The 15,696-nt window shown below is 36.5% G+C and carries 14 protein-coding genes; 9 read left to right on the top strand and 5 right to left on the bottom strand.

Going from position 1 to position 15,696, the window contains the following annotated elements; all coding sequences use genetic code 11:
• The first annotated feature begins 62 nt into the window (after positions 1-62).
• Positions 63-926: a heme o synthase gene (cyoE, locus tag BM121_RS02500; RefSeq protein WP_091480686.1), complete on the top strand. Its 864-nt coding sequence runs from the start codon at positions 63-65 to the stop codon at positions 924-926.
• Positions 927-977: 51 nt separating this feature from the next.
• Here cyoE and BM121_RS02495 read toward each other — a convergent pair whose 3' ends face one another.
• The 5 genes from BM121_RS02495 to BM121_RS02475 form a co-directional block, all read right to left on the bottom strand.
• On the bottom strand, positions 978-1,604 hold the full coding sequence (locus BM121_RS02495; RefSeq protein ID WP_091480685.1) for a PepSY domain-containing protein: 627 nt from the start codon (positions 1,602-1,604) through the stop codon (positions 978-980).
• Between the two features lie 103 nt (positions 1,605-1,707).
• Positions 1,708-3,069, bottom strand: a complete 1,362-nt coding sequence (locus tag BM121_RS02490; RefSeq protein ID WP_091480682.1) for a sensor histidine kinase — start codon at positions 3,067-3,069, stop codon at positions 1,708-1,710.
• Entirely contained in the window at positions 3,066-3,752 is a 687-nt protein-coding gene (locus BM121_RS02485) for a response regulator transcription factor (protein ID WP_091480680.1), read from the bottom strand. Before BM121_RS02485 ends, BM121_RS02490 begins: the two co-directional genes overlap by 4 nt.
• Before the next feature lie 218 nt (positions 3,753-3,970).
• Positions 3,971-5,119 carry a methyl-accepting chemotaxis protein gene (locus tag BM121_RS02480; RefSeq protein ID WP_245780707.1) on the bottom strand — a complete coding sequence of 383 codons (1,149 nt, stop codon included), beginning with the start codon at positions 5,117-5,119 and terminating at the stop codon, positions 3,971-3,973.
• A gap of 445 nt (positions 5,120-5,564) precedes the next feature.
• Positions 5,565-6,386, bottom strand: coding sequence for a MurR/RpiR family transcriptional regulator (locus tag BM121_RS02475; protein WP_091480677.1), 822 nt, complete (start codon positions 6,384-6,386; stop codon positions 5,565-5,567).
• Positions 6,387-6,562: 176 nt separating this feature from the next.
• On the opposite strand from BM121_RS02475, the gene BM121_RS02470 reads away from it, so the two are divergent.
• The 8 genes from BM121_RS02470 (at position 6,563) to BM121_RS02435 (ending at position 15,615) form a co-directional block, all read left to right on the top strand.
• The gene (locus BM121_RS02470; protein ID WP_091480675.1) at positions 6,563-7,447 is read left to right on the top strand and encodes a DUF8171 family membrane protein; all 885 of its coding nucleotides are present in this window, start codon (positions 6,563-6,565) and stop codon (positions 7,445-7,447) included.
• Complete coding sequence (locus BM121_RS02465) at positions 7,444-9,141, top strand: ABC transporter ATP-binding protein (protein ID WP_091480672.1); 1,698 nt, start codon at positions 7,444-7,446, stop codon at positions 9,139-9,141. The genes BM121_RS02470 and BM121_RS02465 overlap by 4 nt, the downstream gene beginning before the upstream one ends.
• Complete coding sequence (locus BM121_RS02460) at positions 9,125-9,934, top strand: energy-coupling factor transporter transmembrane component T family protein (protein WP_091480669.1); 810 nt, start codon at positions 9,125-9,127, stop codon at positions 9,932-9,934. Before BM121_RS02465 ends, BM121_RS02460 begins: the two co-directional genes overlap by 17 nt.
• Before the next feature lie 12 nt (positions 9,935-9,946).
• Positions 9,947-10,723: a PHP-associated domain-containing protein gene (locus tag BM121_RS02455; RefSeq protein ID WP_091480667.1), complete on the top strand. Its 777-nt coding sequence runs from the start codon at positions 9,947-9,949 to the stop codon at positions 10,721-10,723.
• Positions 10,724-11,489: 766 nt separating this feature from the next.
• Positions 11,490-13,172 (top strand): hypothetical protein, encoded by a 1,683-nt coding sequence (locus tag BM121_RS02450; protein WP_091480664.1) that lies wholly within the window; start codon positions 11,490-11,492, stop codon positions 13,170-13,172.
• A 101-nt stretch (positions 13,173-13,273) separates the two neighbouring features.
• The gene (locus BM121_RS02445; RefSeq protein WP_091480662.1) at positions 13,274-13,972 is read left to right on the top strand and encodes an urease accessory protein UreF; all 699 of its coding nucleotides are present in this window, start codon (positions 13,274-13,276) and stop codon (positions 13,970-13,972) included.
• A gap of 11 nt (positions 13,973-13,983) precedes the next feature.
• Positions 13,984-14,739, top strand: coding sequence for an urease accessory protein UreD (locus tag BM121_RS02440; protein WP_091480659.1), 756 nt, complete (start codon positions 13,984-13,986; stop codon positions 14,737-14,739).
• Between the two features lie 51 nt (positions 14,740-14,790).
• Positions 14,791-15,615, top strand: coding sequence for an AraC family transcriptional regulator (locus tag BM121_RS02435; protein ID WP_091480657.1), 825 nt, complete (start codon positions 14,791-14,793; stop codon positions 15,613-15,615).
• Positions 15,616-15,696 lie beyond the last annotated feature (81 nt).

Genomic DNA, 15,696 nt, shown 5'->3' with positions numbered 1-15,696 from the left:
CATCAGTAGGGGTTTTGCGGACGGTTAGCACCGTGATAAAGAAGATTTAAGGAGTTCATGGAATGGTTAATGTGTTGACAGAGTTAAAATATTTATTTAAAAGGTTTGTCTTAATAGCTAACGTGCTGCCTGGTTTACTTGGATTTATTATGGCAGCACGTTATTATAATCGTTCATTTGAGGACATTTGGGTAGATTTTATTTTGTTCTTAGTTGGAAGTGCGGTGCTAGTAGCTGGAGCTTTAACGTTAAATAACTGGCTGGAAGCAGATGTTGACAAATTAATGGAACGCACCAAACAACGCCCGTCTGTCACGGGTTCTATATCATTACGAGCGATTCTAATATTAGGAATATCACTGAGTCTGGTGGGTCAACTTCTATTATTATTAATTAATATGGAAGTGGCTATTTTTGGTTTTATTGGATGGTATACCTATGTTGTGGTTTATACTGTGTGGACCAAGCGAAGAGTGACATGGAATACACATGTTGGCAGTTTATCTGGTGCAGTCACGCCAATGATGGGATGGGCAGTGATAGGTTCGGTTTTTCATCCGATTCCACTGACACTTTTTGCAATTATGTTCCTATGGCAAATGCCACATACATATGCAATTGCCATACGCAAATATGAGGATTATGCTCGTTCAGGATTGAAAATGTTACCAGTTGTGCGTGGTTACCAGGTTACCATTCGTCGGACTGTTGTTTATATGGCGTTATTATTAATTATACCTTTGTTTCTAACTGGATTTAGCAACTTGTTTTATATCCTCATTTCATTGTTGAATCTCGGTTGGTTAGCAATTGGTATCGCAGGATTTAAAGCCCACTCTATTAAGAAATGGGCAAATCATTTATTTGCAAGCTCATTGATTTACTTGTTAGTTGTTTATTTATTATATATTGTTTTTCTTCCATAAAAATGAGACTTACTTGGATTAATGTCTTTCATCACGCATGAAGGACATTATTTACTCATCATCGAGGTCATCTTTTGAAATGGAGATAATGGAACCAGTGTATCCATCAATTTCCAAATCAACTTCATGCGTGTCTGTTCTTACTTCGATTTCGTATAGGTATGTTCCGTCATCTTCATCCTGCTCAAAATCTGTAATTGTACCTGGATATTGATCTGTAGCAATAGCTCGTGCTTCCTCCGCTGAAATTAATGTGTTATTTGAGTTATTGGATTGTTGCTTCGTTTCTTCATTCTGCTCGTCTTTAATGTCCGTTTCATTTTCATTTTCTTGAGCAGTATTATCGTGATCATCAGGAGTTTTTTCTTTTGTTGTTGAGTTGTCTTTTAGAGTATCGGTTTTCTCGTTTAATAATAAAATTTCCCCTGTTTCTGCATCGATTTTCAATTCATAATCGCGATCTGTCCCTTTGATTTCCACCTCATATACTTTTCGATTATTTTCTTCATCTAATTCTAATTCCATGATCTCGCCTGAGAATTGATTGGAGACTTTTTCCTTAGCCTCTTCTTCTGATAAATAGGCACTGGCAGGATTAGAAGAGAAGTTGTAAATAGCCACTACACCACCAATGACGATGATAACAGTTAATATAATAATAAATCGTTTGTTTTTCATTCATGATCACTCCTTGTTTCTTGTTACTTACAGTCTAATCAATCATAATGAGTAGACCATGAGAGAAAAATGAGAATTTGATGAGAAATGGAAGCCTTCATTCTCACATTGGTAATGTTAGTGTAAAGGTTGATCCTTGATTGACTTGACTTGTGATTTCAATTTCGCCTCCATGTGCCTGAATTATCTGATGACAGATAGCAAGGCCAAGACCGGTTCCGCCGGCTTTTCGGCTACGAGACTTATCAACACGGTAAAAACGGTCAAAAATATGTTCCTGCTCATTTTTCGATAAGCCTTCTCCATTATCGCTAACAGCAATCGTTAACTGTTGATGATTTTCCTGTATCTGCACAACCACGATATCCTCACTATATTTACATGCATTATCAACTAAAATATAGATAGCCTGTTGAATCTTATTACGGTCTGCACTAACGGTGATATCGTGATCTGTGTCATGATAAAATTTAATTTCACGTTGATAAGCAGTAGATAACGATCGAATGACATCACGGGCAATCTGACTAATATTGACTTGTTCGAATTTGATGTTTTCCTGGTCTTCTTTTTTTGCTAAGACCAGCATTTGCTCGGTTAAATGTTGCATTCGATCTGATTCTGAGAGTATGGCATCTGTGGCTTCATCAAAAATTTCCGGTTTATCTTTTCCACGTCTTTTTAACAGTTCTGCATAGCTCTTAATAACCGAGATAGGGGTTCGAAGTTCGTGGGAAGCATCGGATACGAAACGTTCTTGCTTCTGTCTATTCTCCTCAACCCGCTCAATCATAGCATTGTAGGCTTGCTGCATTTCACTGATTTCATCTTTATTTTTTTTATTAATGGTAAGTTTCTCCCATTTACCGTTCTTCGGGTTTTCTTTCATTTCTAATGTTAATGACTGTATTTGTTTTGTAATATACCGGGATAAAAAATATCCAGCAAACAATGCTGGGAATAGCATTACTCCTGCGGTAAGGAATAATACTAGCCGAAGTGTACTTAATGAATCCTCCATTGAGTACAGTGCTTCGCTGACCTGTAATGTTACAATGGAGCCATCTTCCCAAATAATCGGTATGGATACCTGAGCATAAGGTGTCTTATTTTCATCTCTTGCAATCCTGGTTTGTTCGTATGTCAAATAGGAGAATGGCCACTGTGTAAACTGTTCTTCTGTGTAAACTTCGTGCAATGGATCTTGTTCTTCCATATCCTCTTCTATAATCCGTATAATGGCATTTGCAGGAAGGAATGCCTTTAGTAGATTATTATTCTCAACGTCGACAGTAGAATTTTCTGCGATAGCCTCCATAACGTTTTCTGCATCTGCTTTAACTCGGTTTAACTCATTTTCACTAACCCGCTCTTCATATAAAAGATAAACAGCACTGTTGATGACAAGAATAACCAGGATCATAAAGCCACTCAAGAAAATTTGTACTTTTGATCGTAATTTCATTGTTTTACATCCTTTATCGTGTAACCTACACCTCGAACAGTTTGAAGAGTTACCTTCTGGAATGGTTTATCAATTTTATTGCGAATATAGCGGATATAGACGTCAACAACATTGGTATCCCCGGCATAATCAAAACCCCAGACCTTATCTAATAATTGATCACGACTGAAGACTTGGTTCTTATTTTGTAATAAGAAGGTAAGCAGATCATATTCACGAGGGGTAAGATCAATTATTTCACCGTTTCTTGTGACATCTCGTGATTGGAGATCGATGGTTAAATCTTGATAGGACAGTTGGTCTTGCTGAGAATTAGCAGGTCCTGTCTGACGGAGTTGTGCCCGGACTCTTGCTAATAATTCTTCGATTTGAAATGGTTTTGTTATATAATCATTGGCTCCTAAGTCAAGACCTGAAACTTTATCGTGAACTTCATCACGAGCAGTTAATAAAAGGATTGGTGTTGCTGTATTTGTTTTTCGATAGCGCCTGAGAATTTCAAGGCCGCTGATCCCAGGCAGCATAATATCTAATAAAACGAGGTCATACTGATTTTCTTGTAAAAGTTGAAAAGCTCTCTGCCCATCTGTAGCGATAGTAGTTTGGTAGTCTTCATATCCTAATTCTAATTCCAATACACGAGCTAATTTTTCTTCATCTTCAACGATTAGAATCTGTGTCATGCGATCCTCTCCTTTGCAATAAATATAGCACAAATTTGGAAAGGAAGCAGTAGAGATGAAAATAGAGTAAGCTCAATTAATGTACTTACAGGACAATGGCAGTATAAAAAAAGGATAGATAGAGCATAATTTATTCTGCTCTATCTATCCTTTTCAATGTTGTTGATTTTTTTAAGCTTTATCTTAGCTTTTTATAAAATTTCTCATTCCTCTAAATCTTAAAATTGTTTTTTTAATGTCTCTGAACCTTCTACTACATCATCTAATAATGCAACGAGCTCTTGGTTGCTTTCTGTTAAGATGGTAATCGTTGAACTCATTTCTTCTAGACTAGCTGAAGTCTCTTCGATAATCGCTGCTAAATCATTAGTGGACTCGTCTACACCGTTTGATTGTTCCTGTACTTCCTTAGCTAATTGGGAAAAGTTCTGTAACGCATCATTTAATGTTCCCATCGTTGTAGTTAGTCTTTCAAAATAACCAGTTACTTGCTCAGACGTTTGCATACCGTCGACAAAGTTTTGCATACTTTTATCCATTTGAGAAACGGCGGATTCATTTGTTTCATTTAAAGCGGATAAATTGCTTGTGATTTTTTCAGTTGTTTCTCCTGTTAAGTCAGCCAGCTTTCTTATTTCATCTGCCACAACTGCAAATCCTTTCCCTGCTTCTCCTGCACGTGCCGCTTCAATGGATGCATTTAAAGCAAGTAAATTGGTTTGTTCGGTAATTTCTTTAATGTTATCGGCAAACCCATTTGTTTCTTTAATTTTATTGGTTAATTCAGCAAAGGTTCTACTTAAATCACCAATTGTCTGTTCTAGGACACGGTTATTTTCATTTAATGTATCCATTTTTTCTTTTCCAGACAATGTTAATTCGGTAGCTTGTGAAGCTTCGTCATAAAGGTGCTGAGAAGTCTGTTCGACAACATCAATATTTTGCCGAGTATCATTAGTGGCATTGGAAATATCAGAAATTTGCTCTGATTGTGATTGACTAGCTTGAGAGATTTCATGAATAGTAGCATTCAGGTCATTTTGTGTTTTGACATTGTCTTGTAATTTGTCATTGACCTGTGCAATTTTTTTCAAGATGTTTGTGACCGATTTTTCGACGACTTGTCCTTGTTGTTCTTTTGTATGACTATCTAATTCAGATGTTTGTAACAAGTCAGCAAGTTGTTTCATTTGGTTATTCGCCATTTTAATAATGAAGTGAAAAATAATCCCCGTTAGCAAATAAGTGAGTGACGTGTATAGAAAAATATCTACCATTAATTCATTTGTTTTATCCATTTCATAGTAATTATAAGCTATGACAAATAGTCCGATAACAAATCCTGTATAAAACACTTTCTTATTCATTTGAATGCCTGAAAATAAGCTAAGAAAAAGTACAATAATAAAAATTGTTGCACTTGCACCTTGAAGTGCTATAAAAATAAAGATAAGACTGAAGTACATAATAACGAGTAAAAAAAGGTATTATATGAGGTTTATTGAACCTTTTTTGCAATATAAAAAATAGTACCAAGGCAATTAGAAGCTCACTTGCATAAAAGATTGCTGATAGAGTTTGATTCGTCAGGAACGATAATATAAGTCCTGCACTCATCATAATCGCTAGGATGCTTATCATTAAAATATTCTTATGCTTGGTATCATTGTGTTTCATTGTTTGAATAAGGTCCATGTCTATAGTCTCCCTTTTCTACATATGTAATGATGATCTATTACTTTTAGTATAAATAAATAAGTAAATAGTTACAATGTATTTTTGTGATTATAGGAATATGGACACATTTATTTTTTATCGTGGAAGTTCTTTATCATACTTTTTTCTTAAATGGGATAAGTGCTCCAATCTTTTAATATTATCTGCGTGCTCTTTTACACTTAATCCTAGTATCAGGTTTTCTACTAAAATAGTTGGTGCCACCATGGAATGGAATTCGTTAGCATCCCCTCTACTTGCAAATAAGGTAATAGTGGACATAGAAGTGAAATCTGCTACTAATTGATCGGTAATCATGATCGTTTGAAAATGAATTTTTCGTTGGTAGTCCAATATGACTTTTGCCTCTGGTAATAATCTTCCGAATGCAAATACGATGACGACATCCTCTCTTTGAAAATGGATAAGCTCTTCTAAGAGTTCATTTCCCTGGTGTTCAATTAATTGAACGAATATGCCAAAACGGCGCATTCGATAATGTAGTAATTCCCCTAATCCTTTCGAAGGACCACTGGCAAATATGTAGACATGTTGGGCACGATAGAGCATATCGAGTGATTGTTGAAAACGTGACTGATCCAGATTATCAAATGTTTCTTGTAATAGTGAAAGGCTTTTTTCTAATGTTAGATAATGAGATGGGTGCGTTGGAACTCTTTTAATCTTGCCGGCAGGAGATACTTCTAACGTCTTTTTCATCTGTTTTTTAAAATCTTTTAAATTATGATAGCCGATCATAGACCAAAAGCGGGAAACAGTGGCAATACTTACTCCAACTTCTTGCGCAATTTCTTGCTCTGTTGATAGTAATACTTGTTGGAGATGTTTAGAAATGTAATTAGCTATTTTTATTTGGTTTGGCGTTAATCGTTCTTTTTCAATGGAAAATGGTAGCATCTTATCCCTCCTTTGTTTGTATTCTAGCAAATGAATTCCAGCTATGTTTGAATATGATAAAAAATTTACATTATGAAAATAAAAGTTAACAAATTTACACTCTCTTAACCTCAGTTGAAAAATAGATTAATACTACTACTTTACAATGAAGGTAACAAAATAAAGGAGGTAAAAAAATGACTACAGTAAACAAACGCTATACATTAACTCAGTCACAAAAAATGATGGTTTTTATTTTGTCGATGTCGTTGTATGGTCTGTCGAATATGATTACAGAATTGGTACCAAGTGTAAACCTTGGCCCAATCGAATTGTCGATTGAGTACTTTGCATTTATTCCTTTAACATTATGTATTTTGTTTCATCCATTGTATGCCGCGATTGGTGCATCATTAGGGGAAATAATCTTCGGAGAACTTATGCTCGGTCAATTCGGCGGTTTTGGTGAATTAGAGAAATTTATCGCCTTTTCACTAGCGATGTATGTGGCAGGGACATTTGTTCGTGACCCTAGAAACAAAATGCAAGTAGGAATCGCTGCTATGTTAGGTGTGATCATTCACCAATTGATTAGTGTAACGGTTGATATATTAAAAGTTTGGGTCGGTGTGGAAGAACTGGAGGCTGTACCAGGTCTAGCAGAAAGTGTTGTGGTGGTTGAAGGGTTCTCGTTTCTGAATGATGTCTTATTCTCAGGTATCCTTTTTGCACTGTTACCAACTTTATATTTAGTACCACGATTATATGGAAAAATTGAACCGCTATTAGGTATGAAGCCAAGGGACCGTAATGATCGTTATTCATTAGCAGAAATCATTGGACCGCGATTAATCGTGATAGGTTTTTTATTAGCGGCTGCCGCATTCATATTTGAGTATCTTTCAGAAGCCGGTTTCAATGTTGAATGGGAAGCAGATTTCCTTGATATGTTCGGTGATTGGTTTATCTGGGTAAGTATCGGTGTTGCCTTACTGGTCGTCATTACCACCATTATTGTTATGGTTAAGAAGAAATCTAAAACTGATGTTACCAAGAAACAGGAGGACAAGATTCCGTCATGACAGCACACATAGAAATAAAAAATGTCACCTTTCAATACCCGGGTGCAGAACAACCGGTGTTAAATAATGTGAATTTATCGATGGAAAAAGGGGATTTTATTGCAATTTTAGGTGGAAATGGCAGCGGGAAATCAACTTTGTGTAAATTATTAAATGGCTTGATACCACATTATTATGTTGGTGACTTTTCTGGAGAAGTGACCGTTAATGGTTATAATACTTACGAGCATAAAGTTGCAGATTTATCAAAGCATGTTGGTTATGTGTATCAAGACTTTGAAAACCAGATTGTCAGTCCAAGAGTGTTAGAGGATGCATCTTTTGCTCCTCTGCACTATGGGTTTGCAGATTTTCATGAAAGAGGCCTCAAGGCATTAAAGCTAGTCGGTTTGGAAGAACAGCAAGACGCATTTATTTGGCAGCTTAGTGGTGGTCAAAAGCATCTATTGGCGCTAGCAAGTGTGCTTTCATTGAATCCGGACATTATTATAATGGATGAACCGGTTGCACAACTGGATCCTCATCATGCGAAAGATATTTACGATATTTTGACAGAATTAAATCAAGTACATGGTAAGACAATTATTGTCATTGAACATCATACTGAATTTGTTGCCTCTTATGCGAAGAAAGTGGTATTGATGGAGCAAGGCAATATCCATTTTTCCTTACCAGTTGCAGAAGCTTTAAATCAGGTTGATACGTTACACAGACACCATATTTATCCGCCCCAGGTGACACAAGCAGCACGAGAAAAGGGAGTAGAAGGAAGGTTGCCAATTACGTTAGAAGAAGGGTATTCTCTCTTTTCCAACGCTGAACCGAAAGAAGTAACAGATATTCCATTTGGGGAGCAAAAGGAAGCCATTGTTTCATTCGAAAATGTTAACTTTGCATATAAAACAATCACAAGAGAAAAGAGACAAGTATTACATGAAATAGATTGTACGATTCATGAGGGAGACTATATCGCTTTGGTCGGTAACAACGGTGCGGGAAAATCTTCCTTTATGCGCCTTATGACAGGATTAGTTAAAGCTTCGGTTGGAGAAGTTTTGGTAGATGGAGAGAATACAAAAGATGTACCTCCAGAATATTTAGCGGAAAAGGTAACGTATATTCATCAAAATCCTGATCAAATGTTTATTGAAGATTGTGTCGAGAAAGATGTAGCTTTTTTTATGAAGTCTCGAAAAATCAAAGACTATCAATCGAAAGTGGAAACGTTGCTTGAACAATTTGAGTTAACTGATTTAGCAGATCGTGATAGTCGATTATTGAGCGGTGGTCAGCAACGGAGAGCATCACTTGCGATTGGAGTAGGAATGAATCCAGAGATCATGTTGTTAGATGAACCTACCGCTAATTTGGACATCGCAACGAGAAAGCATATTACTAGAATACTAGACGGCCTGAAGAATCAATTAAAAACAGTTGTGATCGCGACGCATGATATGCAGTTAGCCTGTGAATTTGCTAACCGGATTATCGTCATGCATGAAGGAAGGATGATTCATGACGGTGATCGTGCCTCGGTATTTCAAAATTATCGATTATTGGAAAAAGCCGGACTTGTTCCTCCGCAAATTTTTTCTCTTACTAAATCACTGGGATGGAAAGAGCCAGCATATACAGTAAATGAATTTATCGAGCGCTATCAAAGAGAGGAAGTCGATAATGGAGTATACGCGTAAACTTGCAGATAAGTTATCGGTAGAACAAGTAAAAATTGAATTACTCAATACGGCATATGGTAACGGGGATACGTTCTTAGCAAAGCTGGATCCGAGAACATTATTTCTATGGTACTTGTTTTTTGGTATCGTTCCTTGGTTTGTTCATGATACGGGTGTATTGATTGGTATGTGTTTGTTTATGGTTATCACGACTTATATGGCTAAAATCAGTCCATTGATTATTTTCATCTTATGTTTAGGTTTATTAGGGCAAGGTGGCTACCTATTGGTTGTTTCCTTACTTTTTGGTGGAGATTGGTCAACCATGCTGCCATTGCTTGTCTTAACCGTAAAATTATCCACTATTTCTCTAGCAAGTATTACGGTTTTTTGTTCGATGAATCCTGATAAATTAAGTGATGGTTTACTAAAAATTAAAGTTCCGGGTCAAGTTTCCTTCAGTATTGCATATGGGTACCGGATGTTACCAACATTGTTAGAGGAATACCATCATGTTTTTCAGTCATTTCGGTTGCGTGGGAAAGCCCCTGAAAAACATGGTTTCTTATATATTCGTTCGATTGCTTATTTTGTCAAAATTGCGATGCTCTCGTTTTATCCATTACTGTTATCAACGGCTAAAAGAGCACGAACAACAGTGGAGGCATTAGAAACAAAAGGAAGTATGTATGGTTTTAATCACCCAGAAGTTAAGAAATTGAAATTAGCATCATTAAGCATGAAACGGCAGGATTATTTATTTTTAATTGGTTCAGCTGTTTATGTAACAGGATTATTTATATTGATATAGGAAGGTGTTTCGATGATTATAGATTTTCACAGTCATGTTAAAATATCAAAAAAATCTCGTTTTATGCCCGATTATTTCCATGAGATGATGGAAGAGGCGAAACAAAATGGCTTAACGGCTTTAGCACTAACCGAGCATTTTAATACCATTCGTTTTTTTGATATTTATGCATTTTTAGATGAGCAATATACGTATGTGGACGGATTTTATGATGTAGATGGGTTGAAATTATTCCCTGGGATTGAAGTGGACGTTCAGGAAGTGGGACATATTTTGTTAATTGGTGATCGAAAGGAAGTGTGTTCTCTTCGCGAGCAATTAGCATCCCATCTTGAAGAAGAACATTTTATTCATTTTGATCTGTTGATGGATCTTGCTGAACAGTATTCGCTGCTTAAAATTGGCGCGCATCCCTACCGTGACAGCACTCCATTAGCACGAAATGTTTCGAAAACACAGTTAAAAAGGCTAGATGCGTTGGATTTGAATGGTAAGGATTTATATGCAAAAGGCGTGGAGGCTTGTCAGCAAGAATTAACGACATTAGCGGATGAAATCGGCTTACCAATTGTAGGTGGAAGTGATACACATCAATTTTTGCAGTACGGCAGTATCGTTAATGAGTTTGAGCATGATTGTCATAACAGTGATGAGCTGAAACAAGCTATTTTACAGAAAAAATATCAACTGAAGATTACAGATCAGTTATCATTAAAAGTAAAATCCGCTACATTAGTGAAAAAATATATGAAAAAATATTTACAGGAAGTAGATACAGTGTTCCTTTAACATTTGATTAACTTTTTGTTGCAAAGAACTATAGATAGAAATGAAGTAGGGATATCACGAAAAAATCGTGATATCCCATTTTACAAGTAAAGAAAGTATATAACCATCGGTATCCAAGCAAGATTGATGCAAAACATGTCATGAAAAAAGTAAGGATAGATAGTCAGATGGAGTAGGATGTGTACTTATCTCCTGTTTGTCATTCTGAAAGATAGCTTGTGCAAGCCAACCGCTGCGGCTGACCGTTTCGCTTTCCTAGGGGCATGTTCTTCAGCTAACTTTTGCAGGAGGAGTTCGCTCCTGCAAAAGTGGATCTTCAGATCATGCTAATCCCTCAGGAGTCGAAACGGTCTGCCTCCGCTATATCTTTTTCTACAACGAATATCAGAAAAAGCATATTGGTTTTATAACCATTATTAGTGATTTTCAACACCATAGCTTTGCACTTCCACAGAGATAATAAGCCAAGATTCTAGGTCTGGCACATGTTGTAGAGCATGATTCAGTGCAGGCCGCCTAAGCGTGTGAATTACTGTATAAAGTAAGACTATGATCAGTGGGGTGGGTCTTACAGTCGGTTAGCACCGTGATAAACATGTCAACATTACTACATGGAGTTAGCACACACCATCTGAAATAAAGGGTGGGGGCCACCACTTACTCTAGATAGTTTCGAGCACGTTTTAAAGTGTGATGAATATCTGAAATTTTTTAGCCTACTTCTCATGTGATACAATGTGAAAAAAGGCTAAAGAGGCGATGTAAAATGAAAGCGGTTAAAAGGTTGTTGGAAAATGACGAAAGTAGAATTAACGCGGTGATTGAATTTTGCGATAATGTTTTAAAAAATGGGCGTGATCACTATAGAGAGAATCCATCTCCATTATTTTGTGATGGACTTAATATCGATACTTTAGAGCAAGTAAAGTGGCGTTTCTCTGATGCAGGTGAAGTTGTTATTTCTAATTTAGCTACTCAGCAAAATTTGTTTCGAACGTTAACTTCCTTAAGTCATGTGATCAATGAGCCTAAGTACAAAGCTGCTGCTATAGATGCTATTCGATTTCATTTCGACCATTTAATTGATGAGAGTGGTTTATTACAATGGGGAGGACATAAATTTATTGATCTTAAGACTTTGGAACCGGTCGGAGCGGCAGAGAAGAATTATGTGCATGAATTAAAGAATTGTTTTCCTTTTTATGATTTGATGTATGAAGTGAACCCTAAGTCTACAGAAAAGTTTATAAAAGCTTTTTGGAATGCGCATGTTTATGATTGGGAGGAACTGGATGTTGGAAGACATGGGGCATATGGTCTTGCATTAGGAACGGTGTGGAAGCATGAATTAGTTCAACGTCCATCATTTCGCGAATCTCTTGGTCTTTCTTTTATCAATACAGGGAATGATCTTATCTATGCTGGGGCAAGTCTTTATAGATTAAATGGTGACAAGGATGCTCTAAGGTGGGCAAAACATCTTGCTTATCAATTCGTCTCGGCTCGAGATAAAAACACAGGTCTTGGAGCCTATCAATTTACTCAACCGAAGAAAACCGAAGAGACAGATGACGATAAGATAACTTTAAGTAAATTCGGGGATAGAGCAAAAAGGCAATTTGGACCTGAATTCGGTGAGGTAGCCCTAGAAGCAAAGGTTCTTCGTGAAGGTGGGAGTAATTCCATCTATGGAAAGAATGCACTGATGCAACAACAAATTGCTGAAGAGATCGGTGAAGGTGCTAACGATATGTTAGATTGGACGTATGATGGATTAAGGAGTTTTGCAACATATGCCTACATACCTGAAAGCAATTCTTTCCGAACCATGTTCACAGACGGAACCGACCTTACTGGATATGTCTTAAAAAGAAATGGTTATTACGGAAAAGCTGGAAGTATGTTGGAAAGTTATTTTGCTCATTGTGGTTTTTTATTATCTTATTCCAGAGCATTCTTAGCTACTGGGGATATTGAATTCTGGCATATGTCACGAAGTATTGCAAAAGGAAATGGTCTTGGTGAAATAGGAGATCAACCAGGAAGGGAAGTAAATATTAATCTGGATACCGAATGTTCAGATCCCATTGCCTTATTTGCCATTATTGACCTTTATAAAGCAACTACATGTGAGGACTATTTGAACTTAGGGAGAGCCATTGGTGATAATATTGTAAAACGAAGTTATCATAAAGGTTACTTTACAAAAGATTCAACAAGAATTCATGCTAAATTCGATACGCTGGAACCTTTTGCATTAGTTTCTTTACAAGCTGCTATTGAGGATAAACTTGAAGCTATTCCGAGTTTTATCAATGGGGCAGGGTTTATATCAGGTGATTACCAATTTCCGGATGGTACTACTGAAACAGTTTATGATTGGGAATTATTTAATTTAAAAAGAGGAGAGGATATAACGGTTTTAATCAAGGGAAGTGGTTCCCCCTGAAAGGAATTAACTTATCTTCAATTAGCAACAAATCGATCGAAAGATATTATCATTCCAGACTTATTAATATGATATAATGGTCAGAGGAATGGAGGGATTGAATGAGTACGAATGATTCGCCAAAATTATTACATATACTCCATATGCATCATTCATCTTTCTTAAAAAGTCAGGTAGCGCACGCCATTGGGATGGAAATGTATATCCGATCCAAGCAAATTAATTCAAAGGAAGATCTCGCTTCCTTTTGCCATAGTTATATAGGAAGCTATTTGATATATAATGATGCGATCATGATTAAAGAATTATTTTTAAAACTCAAGAAAAATGACTGGGATCAAGTCTTGTATTTAGCTGAAATATATAATGCTAGAAAAAATGTACTGGAATTAAAAAAGACCAGCCGTCAAGCAGGAAATCGTTTCTTGGATCGGTTATTGTCGATTGAGGAATCACCTATCCTTTCCAAATGGTCAGAAGAAATAAAGGATAGAGATTCACTTAATCATTATGTTATCGTATATAGTCTTTATGCATTTGAAAAAGGATTTGATTTGTTTTCAACGATACAAACCTATTTATATTTCTCCTTAACAAATCTTGTCCAGCATGCGGTGAGGGCGATACCCTTAGCACCAAAAGACGCAGAACAAGTCACATTAGAAGCGTTAGCAGAAGTGGATCAAGCAACTGAATTGGCAATGACACTACATTTTAAAGATATGCAGAATAGTGCGATCGGATTGGAAATATCCGCTATGCAACATAAATATCTTTTATCCAAATTATTTATATCTTAATGGAGGTAAAGATGGAATCGAATAAGCAGTTACAAGCACGGTTTCAGAAAGTGAATCTTCTAGATTATAAGGGAGATCAACCACTGAAAATCGCCAAAGCAGATCAAAGCCATCGAGTATTTACGACCTATAACATCGATGGGCTGAATCAAACAGAAGATCCCATATCGATTGATTTTACGGTAAAAAAAGCATCTAATATTAAATTGTTGGATAAGGAGAAGGATCAACCTGCACAGCATAAACGCTCCCTGCAATTTAACTGTAATATCGAAGAAGAAGCGTTATTATTTTTTGACAAAAGGGAAATAATCCCAAGCGATAATAGTAACATCAATCAGCATATAAAAGTGAATGTCACAGAAGATGCGGAGTTTATCTGGTCGGAAATCGTTCATTTAGATGAAGTGTCCGATTATCATTACTATTCGTTAATGGAGATCTGGGCTGAAGAGCAATGCCTAGCCTATGATCCGGTTCAATTTGATGGAAGTGAGGAGATGCTTGCTCACCACGGGATGACGGAATCATATCCATATGTTGCCTCCATATGGTATATCTCACCGGATCCACCCTTTGATGAGTGGGATGTGCAGCAACGGTTATCACAGGCGAAAAATCACCGAGCAGGGATGACAGATATCGATGGTAAAGGAATTCTTATCCGTTGGCTTTCAACAGATTTAACGTTATTGAAACAAGAGATGGATGATGTGCTCGCCTTTTTTGACGAAAAAATCACAGAATTACGTAAATGGAGAGTTTAAAAAGTTAGGAGGATGTCTTCTAGCTTTTTTTGATCGGAAGGAGGGAAGGGAATGCAACAATTTCCAAAAGCTGTTGCCTATTATTATAAGCGTTGGCACGAGTTTGAAATGGATTTGCATCATCATCCTGCGATGGAGATTATGTATGTGATTGATGGTAAATGCCAAATTGAAATCGATGACCGCGTTGTTGATATGCGAAAGGGGCAGTATATTTTTATTCAGAGCAATGTGAAACATCGTTTAATCATTGATAAGAATCACCCTTGCCGGATGTTAAATATCGAATTTATCCTTCATAGCAATAAATCTGCCCACTACATGTCAATCGATCAACTTTTTCAAACACAGCCATCATTACAAACTTTATTTGACCCGCATCAACGATATTTCTTATTAAAAGATGATGAAGTGGTGTATTTTACATTACGCCACCTTGTCCTTGAACTGGATCATCAGTCAGCAAACAATCAGTTGTTGATCGATAACTTAATGGTTCAATTAATACTATGGATTGATCGAAACCGACGTGAATATAATGAACAAACAAATAACCAGCATATGAAGAAAGCATTGACCTATATTCATGAACATTATGACACCGAGATCAGGGTAGAAATTCTTGCGTGTATCACTCACCTTCATCCAAGTTATTTACATAAAATATTTAGGCGTTCACTGGGAATGACAATTAATCAATATATTACCCAAGTGCGGTTAGATAAAGCCAAAATGTTGCTGATAAATACGGAAATTCCAGTTACTGAAATCTCCAATTATGTTGGGGTAAACACCAGTCAGTATTTCAGCAATTTGTTTAAAAAGGAAACAGCCTTATCACCATCGGAATATCGAGAACATTTTCGTGAAATATAAAAAGGTTAGGATTTTACACATATTCACAAGAAGTGTCGATAATATTTAAATCGCTTACACTCCTTTCGTGTTAAGATGCAA

Origin of the sequence: Gracilibacillus orientalis, assembly GCF_900114645.1 — a bacterium.
GTDB classification, from domain to species: domain Bacteria; phylum Bacillota; class Bacilli; order Bacillales; family Amphibacillaceae; genus Gracilibacillus; species Gracilibacillus orientalis.
Note: the sequence above shows the minus strand (reverse complement) of the source record. Positions and strands in the feature narration are given on the sequence as shown.